Annotated in this window: 9 protein-coding genes; 5 read left to right on the top strand and 4 right to left on the bottom strand. The window is 41.1% G+C overall.

Annotated elements, in window-relative coordinates:
- Positions 1–222: 222 nt before the first annotated feature.
- Positions 223–2,793: an NACHT domain-containing protein gene (locus FLA_RS00590; protein ID WP_076379479.1), complete on the top strand. Its 2,571-nt coding sequence runs from the start codon at positions 223–225 to the stop codon at positions 2,791–2,793.
- A gap of 65 nt (positions 2,794–2,858) precedes the next feature.
- Here FLA_RS00590 and FLA_RS00585 read toward each other — a convergent pair whose 3' ends face one another.
- Positions 2,859–3,923, bottom strand: a complete 1,065-nt coding sequence (locus tag FLA_RS00585; protein WP_076379480.1) for a branched-chain amino acid aminotransferase — start codon at positions 3,921–3,923, stop codon at positions 2,859–2,861.
- A gap of 64 nt (positions 3,924–3,987) precedes the next feature.
- Between FLA_RS00585 and FLA_RS00580 the strand changes: the two genes are divergently transcribed.
- From FLA_RS00580 to FLA_RS00570, 3 genes are read left to right on the top strand one after another with little or no spacing between them, the layout of a single operon-like run.
- Positions 3,988–4,560, top strand: coding sequence for a hypothetical protein (locus FLA_RS00580; protein WP_076379481.1), 573 nt, complete (start codon positions 3,988–3,990; stop codon positions 4,558–4,560).
- Positions 4,557–5,141 carry an RdgB/HAM1 family non-canonical purine NTP pyrophosphatase gene (rdgB, locus tag FLA_RS00575; protein WP_076379482.1) on the top strand — a complete coding sequence of 195 codons (585 nt, stop codon included), beginning with the start codon at positions 4,557–4,559 and terminating at the stop codon, positions 5,139–5,141. The genes FLA_RS00580 and rdgB overlap by 4 nt, the downstream gene beginning before the upstream one ends.
- A gap of 35 nt (positions 5,142–5,176) precedes the next feature.
- Positions 5,177–5,626 (top strand): acyl-CoA thioesterase, encoded by a 450-nt coding sequence (locus FLA_RS00570; RefSeq protein WP_076379483.1) that lies wholly within the window; start codon positions 5,177–5,179, stop codon positions 5,624–5,626.
- 2 nt (positions 5,627–5,628) lie between these two features.
- Here FLA_RS00570 and FLA_RS00565 read toward each other — a convergent pair whose 3' ends face one another.
- From FLA_RS00565 to FLA_RS00555, 3 genes are all read right to left on the bottom strand, one after another.
- A complete protein-coding gene (locus FLA_RS00565) occupies positions 5,629–6,360 on the bottom strand; it encodes a shikimate dehydrogenase family protein (protein WP_076379484.1) in 732 nt (243 codons plus the stop codon).
- Entirely contained in the window at positions 6,360–7,139 is a 780-nt protein-coding gene (locus tag FLA_RS00560; protein WP_076379814.1) for a phosphosulfolactate synthase, read from the bottom strand. The genes FLA_RS00565 and FLA_RS00560 overlap by 1 nt, the downstream gene beginning before the upstream one ends.
- Positions 7,140–7,229: 90 nt before the next feature.
- Positions 7,230–8,651 carry a tetratricopeptide repeat protein gene (locus FLA_RS00555; RefSeq protein ID WP_076379485.1) on the bottom strand — a complete coding sequence of 474 codons (1,422 nt, stop codon included), beginning with the start codon at positions 8,649–8,651 and terminating at the stop codon, positions 7,230–7,232.
- Positions 8,652–8,789: 138 nt separating this feature from the next.
- On the opposite strand from FLA_RS00555, the gene FLA_RS00550 reads away from it, so the two are divergent.
- Positions 8,790–9,137 (top strand): hypothetical protein, encoded by a 348-nt coding sequence (locus FLA_RS00550; RefSeq protein ID WP_076379486.1) that lies wholly within the window; start codon positions 8,790–8,792, stop codon positions 9,135–9,137.
- Positions 9,138–9,290: the final 153 nt, after the last annotated feature.

Here is a 9,290-nt window from a genome sequence, read left to right as displayed (position 1 = left end):
CGGCGTTTTAAAACAGGGCGTTTTTATGAAATCTGTAACAAATGTAAAATCATAGAGAAATTAAAATTATTCATTATATTCACTAGAGTCATCCTGTTCACAATTTTATCTTTTTCTAATCCTGTTCATTTTGTTCAGGATTATCTATATATTCATTTATCTTTTTTCTTTGTGTGAACGAAAACATCAAATCCAATTCAAACCTAGGGAAGCCTTAATTGCATGAGAACATTCATTGAAGATGAAGTTATTAACTCATTGGTGAATAAGGTTTTGTCAAGATTTGGGAAGAAAAGCATCACACCGGCAGAGTGCAAAGCCCTGTCAAACGATATTCTTGCCCAAACCGGTAAAACGGTAAGTGAAACAACGTTAAAGCGGCTGCTGGGATTTGCCAGGAGAAGTTTTGACTTTTCTATTTATACGCTTGATACACTGGCCGAATACCTGGGTCATCCCAACTGGGATGTATTTTATAAAAGTACCATGCCCGCTATAGCTACCACTACGGTGGTAGACAATCCCAACAAATGGGAGAATCTTAAAAACACCAGTTCCAAATATTCACGTTATACTGTTCAGGCTATCAAAAACAGTTCAGGCATTCCGTTTGCCGAAACCCTGCACAGGGAAGAGCTAACCGCCTTTATTAAAAAATTTATGCTTACCAGCCAGTCAATAGCCCCTATAGTGGCTCCTGCCGGCTTTGGCAAGTCTATTGGTCTTGCCCACACCGCTTTAAAATTATGGCTGGGAAGCTCCCCTATCTTCCCCAATGATATATGCTGTTTTATAAACATACAACAAGCACAAACAGTTGCTTTACAAAAACATCCTATATCTGAATGGTTTAGCAAAGACCTGAACCTGTTGCATGAAGAAATTACAGCACTCGAAGCCATTAAAAGGAAAGAAGATAAACTGGTTATTATTATTGAGGGGTTTGATGAAAGAACTTTCTCAGCAGATAAGCTGAAACTAATATATGCAAACATTATAGAATTCATTAACTATAATAACGCCACCGGTTGGGTTAAAGTAATCCTGGCTTTACGCCCTTCTACCTGGACCAAACTGGTACATGCTTATTTCAGCCCCAGCTTCTTCCACTCCCGTGTGTTTATAGATAATTCTTATCCTTACGAAAACGTAATCCACCATACTCTTCCTCTATCTCCCGGCGAGATAAGGAAAATACTGGCATCCCACCATGCAGCACGCCAGGTAACCGATAGCCTGTCAGGCGATCTGCTGGAGCTATTGTCTTACCCACGCTACCTGGACATTATGCTCACCATGATGCCCGATAAATCAATGCGCCCCAAAACTGAAGAAGCATTAATATATAAAATCATAGACACCAACTCACGTCACCATTTTCAGTTCGATTCCCATGCGGCAATTAAGTCAAAAATTATCGACAAAATTGTTTCTGCCATAGCGGAAGGCAATAAAGAACAGGCAGATACCGACTGGGCGTTAATTAAAGATGTGCTTACCTCTTCTGCCTACAGCCAGCTGATCGACGACTTTTTCATTGCAGAACAAAACCAATATGGCAATTCCCTGCCACAACCACGCAGCATTAGTTTCCATAATAAATATGTAGAACAGTATTTTATTAGCTGGAGCCTGATGAAACGGAATAACCAAACCGTTAACACCGATCTGGTGAACAAAGTATATGAAAATGAATACCTGCAGTCGGCAAAACAAAATATTATTAAATGGTATATCCTGCACTCCTTTTTCATGAATAATGGTAAGGCCTTACAGGAAATATTCAACTCTTCTTATATTACCGGTAAAGACCGGCTTCGCTATTTCGAATTTTTAGTAGAATTATCAGATGGTACACACGATCAGAATAAACTGATACAAAACCTGCTGGTGAATAACGACTTCATACAAACCTTTTTTGACAAAGGATTATTGTACGAACATATCGGGTCGCCTAACAGCAAGTTATTGGTAGTACTGTTCAATCTCTCCAAACAGGCCACCTGGAAACATTGTACCCTTACCCTGCTATTCCTGAATGCTATATTGCACCTGAAAGCCTATCGTGCTGAATCTTACCTGCGCGAATACCGCCAGATAGCCCGGCACTACGAAACGCCGGAAGTACAGTTTGCACAACAGATAATGGAGGTAATGCTTGATTATGCCAGGTATGAAATTAAAAGCGATCAGCTATCTCATATACTTAACAGGTTTGTAGATACTATCTATCAGCCGTTATCTGAAAATAATTCACATGCCTACCTGGATATTATATTAGCGGTATATGGCATGCTGTACATGGATGCCTATAAAGAGCTGTTTTACTTTACAGAAGCCATACAACAAATATTGCCACAATACAATCATGAAGCGTCTGGCTATGTAACCACACTACTCAACTATGTACATAAATATGCATCAGTAATGTACCAGTCAACTGACGAAATACCTGGTAATGAAATAACTGTATTGCTTAATAATGCCGAGGTGCTGCCGGAAGAAGACTCCCTTAACAAAACGTTGTTATACTTGCTGGGGGCCAGGTATTATGAGAAAAGAAAAGAAATGAACTGGTGTGTTACCTATGCTAACAAGGCCTCCAATATGGCTAACGACCACCAGATACAACTTTTTAGCCTGATGTCATATAAAATATTAAAGCATGCTTACATATTATCCAATCAATCTGAAAGAGCTGAAATTGCAGAGGTGAATATGAAAAAGCTGCTGGTGACCGAAGTGCAGGAACAATTTTTCACAGGCGAATCAGTAGTCGATTTTCGTATATAGCAGATTATAAAAACAAAAGCCGGCAACATTTGCTACCGGCTTTTTATCTTTTAGCAGTATCAGACTTAGATCTTAAACAACCAATTGTGGGTATCAGCAGTTTTACCTTCACGAATAGAAGCTAAAGTTGCTTTTACCTCAGGAGAAATTTTGAAATTGTTAATATCAAACTCCATTACAAAATCTTTGTATTTCAATTCTCTGATAGGGGCAATTACCGCAGCAGTACCTGTACCAAAAGTTTCGGTAAACTTGCCGGCTTTGTAGGCTTCTACCAGCTCGTCAATGTTCACTCTTCTTTCTTCTACTTTGTAACCTGCTTCTTTCATTAACGTAATAGCAGTAGCCCTGGTAACACCTTCCAGAATAGTACCTTCTTCCAGAGAAGGAGTCACTACTACATTATCAATTACAAAAAACACGTTCATCATACCCACTTCCTGTAACCACTTATGCTCTACAGCGTCAGTCCACAGCACCTGGTCGTAACCTTGTGCTTTTGCATCCGTAGCAGCTCTCATGCTTCCACCGTAGTTACCGGCATTTTTAGAAAAACCTACCCCACCCGGAGCAGCACGTGTATATTGTTCTTCCACCGCTATTTTCATCGGTTGGGCATAGTAAGGACCACCGGGGCTTAATATCACCAGGAATTTATATGTTTCAGAAGGTTTTACACCCAGCATCGCGTCTGTTGAAATCATAAACGGACGGATATACATGGAGTGTTCTTTCAAAGCAGGAATCCAGTCACTTTCAATATCAATCAGCTGGCGCATGCCTTCGATAAAAATTTCTTCCGGCACTTCCGGCATGTTCATACGAACAGCTGATTTGTTAAAACGCTTGAAATTGTCGTAAGGGCGGAAGATAAATGGCTCACCATTATCGTTTTTGTATGCTTTAATGCCCTCAAATATCGCCTGACCATAATGCAGCACAGAAGTAGAAGGGTCCAGCGTTAATGGCTGGTAAGGCTTAATTTCTACTGTTTTCCACTCACCATCCGCATATTCAGCTTCCAGCATATGGTCGGTAAAATATTTACCGAAAGGAATATTCTCCAGGTTCAGGTCGTTCAGCTTACTTTTGGCCACCTTCGTAACCTGTATTTCCAAAGCATCTATCATAACACTATTTTTGTTGCAAATAAACGAATTAACAAGAAAACTAACAACCGTTAATAATATACTTATGTCAGGCTTACGTTTCCAGATACCACCTACCTTATTGGCTGGTATTTACAAAGATACACTTATCGCCTCAGACGAGGCGGGTGTAGCAACGGAAAAAAACACTCCGGTACCGGCAAAACAAACGCCTGTTCCGGTTAGTTCTCCTGCTGCTGCCCTGCCCGATACCCCTCCCGAAAAATGGGTATTAGGTGGTAATGCCCGTGGCGTGGTGGTGGTGGTAAATGACCCTGATAACGTGTATCTGGCCGATGACGTATTACAGCTGCTTACCGGCATATTAAACGCCTGTAAATTGAACATGGCAGATATTGCGGTAGTGAATTATGCCCGCTACCCCTACCCGTTCGCACGCCTGCAGCAATTTTTGCAAATTAACAGCTGTATCCTGTTCGACGTATCGCTCGAAACCATGCAGTTACCTTTCAGCATTCCTTACAACCAGGTACAGCAATTCAATAACTGTACTTTTACATACGCACCTGCCCTGCAAACCATGCTGGGAGCATCGGAAGATGCCAAATTGCAAAAAAGCAGACTCTGGTTAAGTCTGAAAAAAATGTTTAATATATGAGTGAGGTAACACTGGTATTTGCTACCAACAATCAGCATAAGATAGAAGAGATAAAAAAGGTAACCGGTAGCCGTTTTAATATCATCACATTAAAAGAAGCAGGCATCGACATTGATATTCCTGAGCCACACCCTACACTGGAGGCGAATGCCAGTGAAAAATCATCCGTAATTCATCAAATTACTCAACAAAACTGCTTTAGCGAAGACACCGGCCTTGAAGTTGCTGCCCTGAATGGCGAACCAGGTGTAAAAAGCGCCCGCTACGCAGGAGAAGACAGAAGTACACAGGATAACATAGATAAGCTGCTAACCAACCTGGCCGGTCAACCCAACCGCAAGGCCCGTTTCAGAACTGTTATTTCCTTAATCTGGAATAACCAGGAATATTTATTTGAAGGTATTTGCGAAGGACAAATTATAGCTGAACAAAAAGGCGTTTCCGGTTTTGGTTACGATCCTGTGTTTATACCGGATGGCGGCAACACCACCTTTGCAGAAATGACTATGGAAGAAAAAAATGTATTCAGCCACAGACGTAAAGCCACTGATAAACTCATTCAATTTTTGCAGCAGCAATAAACCACGGCTTTTTTTATATACGCAGCACACTCACTATGGACAGGATTAAGTTACAATTGCCCCAACAGTTCACCTTTACCACAGAACTACCTATACGTATTACCGATCTTAATTATGGCGGCCATGTAGGCAATGATGTATTTCTATCACTCATTCACGAAGCCAGGATGCAGTTTCTGCACCAACATGGCTACACAGAATTACAATTTGCAGATACCAGCCTTATTATGACCGACTCTGCTATAGAATACAAACACGAACTCAGCTACGGCGATGCTGTTCGTATTTCAGTAGCCGCAACCGGCTTTGACAAACTTGGCTTTGATATTTATTATTTACTGGAATTGATTACGCCTGATGGCACCAAGCTGGCAGGTAAAGCCAAAACAGGGATGACGTGCTTCAACTATGCTGAAAAGAAGAAAACAGCCGTACCAACAGAAGCCATTGAAAAGTTAACCGGCAATCAACAGGTAATTTCTTAGAATTACCTGTTCCATATTTTCCAGTTCTCTTCTGCCTGTATCAACAACATATCATGGCCGTTTTTAACAGCGGCCCCCTGTTGTTGTCCTTTCGCCAGAAACTGCGTCAGTGGCGGGTTATATACCAGGTCGTATAAATAATGACGATCGGTTAAAAGAGCGTAAGGAATATCCGGATACTGCTCTATATTAGGATAAGTGCCTAATGGCGTACAATTCACCACTACTGTATAGGCTTCCATTACTTCCGGAGATAATTCATCGTAGGTTAAATTATCTACAGTTTTTGTGCGTGACACAAATTTGTAAGCAATGCCCCTCTTTTTTAAAATATATTCCACCGCAGCAGCTGCCCCTCCGGTACCTAAAATTAATCCCTGCTGATGATGCGGCTGTAATAAAGGCGCAAAACTTTGCTCAAACCCTACCACATCTGTATTATATCCAATCAGCTTTCCCTCTTTAATACGAACGCAATTACAGGCGCCCATATCCTGCACTACTTCAGAAGTTTCGTGCAGGAAAGACAAAATGCTTTTTTTATGAGGAATAGTAATGCAAAAACCTTCCAGGTTCTTTTCTGTAGCCAGTATGTCGCGCACGCTGGCTATTTCAGGATAAGAGAATAATTGAAACTCAGCATCTGCAATACCTTCCTTCTCAAACTTCTCTCTGAAATAGCCTTGCGAAAAAGAATGGGTTAAAGGATATCCCAATATGCCAAATGTTCTCATTATTTCTTAGCAGTTGTTAGTTGATCAAGATATAAATTAAATGTATCGCCACGCAGGCCTATACGCATAGCTTCCAGCGCAATAACTTCGTGCGGGGCAATGTTACCCAGGTTTACATTACAACCCAACAGTTCCAGGAAGTATAATTGCTGTGATTTCTGTGGCGCTTCCCATAAAATTTTCTCACCAGGGATTTGGGTAAGAATTTCCTGCACCAGCCCTTCACGCACTTCTCCACTGCCCCTGTAAATGCCTACGTTACCCGCTTCACGCGCTTCGGCAATTACATAGGAAGCTCCGGCTTCCAGTTCTGCGCTCATTTGTTCAATCCACTTATAAGGAGGTATGATATGTGCGGCATCTTTACTACCCACTTCACTTAATACGGTAAAGTATTTGGTCAGTTTTTCGATATAACCGCATTTCTCAGCATGAGGGATAGTAATAGAACCATCACTCACTTCTACATACTGGATATTATAATCCTGGCAAACCTTAATATAATCTTCAAATTGATTTCTGATCAGAAAGGCTTCAAACAAGGTGCCGCCAAAGTAAATAGGCAGATTGTAAGATTGGTATACTTCAATTTTCTCCCTAAGATTAGGGGTAACGAAAGAGGTGCCAAATCCAAGCTTAATAATATCAACATGAGGTAACGCAACGCTTAGGAAATTATGTACTTCATTAATGCTAAGACCCTTGTCCATCACCATCGTCACTCCATCAATCCTTGGCTTAACGTTCCTATCCGGCATTTGCGTTAAAGAGAAATTCATCATAACGTTCATTGAAGGCTGCAAAAATAGGAAACGCACCTCAAATGAGGTACATTAGAAAAAAACGTATGTCCTAATTTCCTGTGAATGTTAAATTTTGTGGCCTTTTTTGTAGCGTGCAATCAAATCTACCACCTGATTGTTCTGTAACATAGCCGGCATTAACTCCAGTATTTTCTTTACCAGCTTAGGTGCTTTTTCCATGCCATGCTCTAAATACAATAAAGCTTCTTTAGGCATACCCAGTGAAAAATAACCGGCGCAGGCATAAAAATAAAAGAGCGGCTTTTCGTCTGTGGCTTTCAAAGCAGCACGGCACTGCTCCAGCACTTCTTCATAAAAACCAGCTTTAAACAAACAACGTATCAGTGCTTCCCAGCCCGCTACATTCTTTGCTTTGCTGCGTATTACTACACTGAAATACTGAATAGCTTCTTTATATTTTTCCTGCTCCATTTTACATTGCCCCATAGCGAGGTTGTACTCTGGCACTGATTTCTGCAAACGCATAGCAGAATCAAGGTTCTTTACAGCATTGTCCCACTGCTGCTCACTTATATAAGTAGCGGCAATTTTATAATACAGTTTGCTGTCTTCCGGATTCATGTGTGAAGCCTTGCGATAATGAATTCTCGCCTGTGCAAAATTTCCCAGCCTGTGATAACAATGGCCTATGGCCTCGTATATCACTTCTTCCGGCCTGGTAAGCTCCAGCACTTTCTCCAACGCTTCTATAGCTTCTTTGTATTTGCGCAACCGTATATAGGCATCGCCCATGTTACGATAAGCGTAATCAAATTTTTCGTCTATAACAATGGCGTATTGATAGGCATCAATAGCCTTTTCGTATAGTTTTATTCCCTGGTAACTGGCGGCCAGGTTAAACCAGGCCAGCTCGTTAAAAGGTTGTTCATCTATGATCTGTAAATGCAGTTTTATGCTTTCTTCGTTTCTTCCCGTAAAGTCGGTCCAGAAACAAATTTTGTATAACGCTTCCTCATTACCCGGCTCTTCCTGCAATATCATTTTCAAACAATCAAACACTTTGTCAAACTCTTCGTAATCGTCGTACACATCCGACAATTCAAAAAGCAGGTCAATACGCTCTTCCCCTGTAAACAGCTGTAAGGCATCTTCCAGCAGTTGTACTGCTTTCTCCTGCTGATCCAGCGCCAGGTATGCGTCAGTTTTTAAAATGAAAAGGTTAATATCCTGTGAGTCGAACAACTCGGCATGCTCAAGCACCTCAAGGGCTTCGTGGTATTTGCGGGTTGCCAGTAATATGTCTGCTTTTTTAATCAGCAGCTGCGAGGAATACGGAAAATACTCTAAACCTGTTTCTGCTGCCTCCAATGCACCGGGTAAATCATCCCGTTCATCAAAGTAGTCGATAATGCGCTCAAAGGCTTCTTCTTCCAAAAAAGAATGGCCTCTGCCAGTTTTCAGGTTTTCGTATTGTACCAACAACTCGTTTATTTCTTCTCTATCTTCACTGTAAGGATGCTCTCTCATACGCCTACGGTTACTGAAAAGTAAGAGAAATAGTACAACTTTCCAATTTTGGTAGTCACTTTTTATAATTTGGTCTTTTTTAACAAATCCAAGAAAAAGTTGTTAAATAATTTAGATTTTCACTAAATTTGCAGTACCATGACTAAGCAACATGCACATATCTTATTTCTCACCGCCTTATTGGTGTTTGGTGCTGCGCGCATGTCATTTGCCTCTTCCACCGGCTCCTCTGATGACAGACTGGACAAATTCAGTCTCAAAAATCTGAGCAAATATTCCCGGTCTTACTCCATTTCAGGCTTACGCCCTTCTGGTTTAACCTTTAGCGGCACCCAGGAATTAACTTCACAAAAACTGGACAACAACCAGATTCAGACTAATTCTGTTATTCGTCTGGAAAGAGGTAACACTACTTATGTGTATCCTTATAAATACAAAGTAAAGGTTCCTAAGTTTAAAACGCCTACTACGCCTACCTTCAGATAATTTCCTCTTTATCAGGCTTTTGTTACAGCAGTGACATTACTTGTGCAATTTCTCCGGATACTTTTACCCACTCTTCCGGCACTATTGCCCTAACATTTTGCACTTGTACAAACATTCCGGGTACTAGTACAAATTCTTCCGGCATCTGTTGCG

Source organism: Filimonas lacunae, assembly GCF_002355595.1.
Classification (GTDB): domain Bacteria; phylum Bacteroidota; class Bacteroidia; order Chitinophagales; family Chitinophagaceae; genus Filimonas; species Filimonas lacunae.
This window is presented reverse-complemented; position numbering and strand designations above follow the sequence as displayed.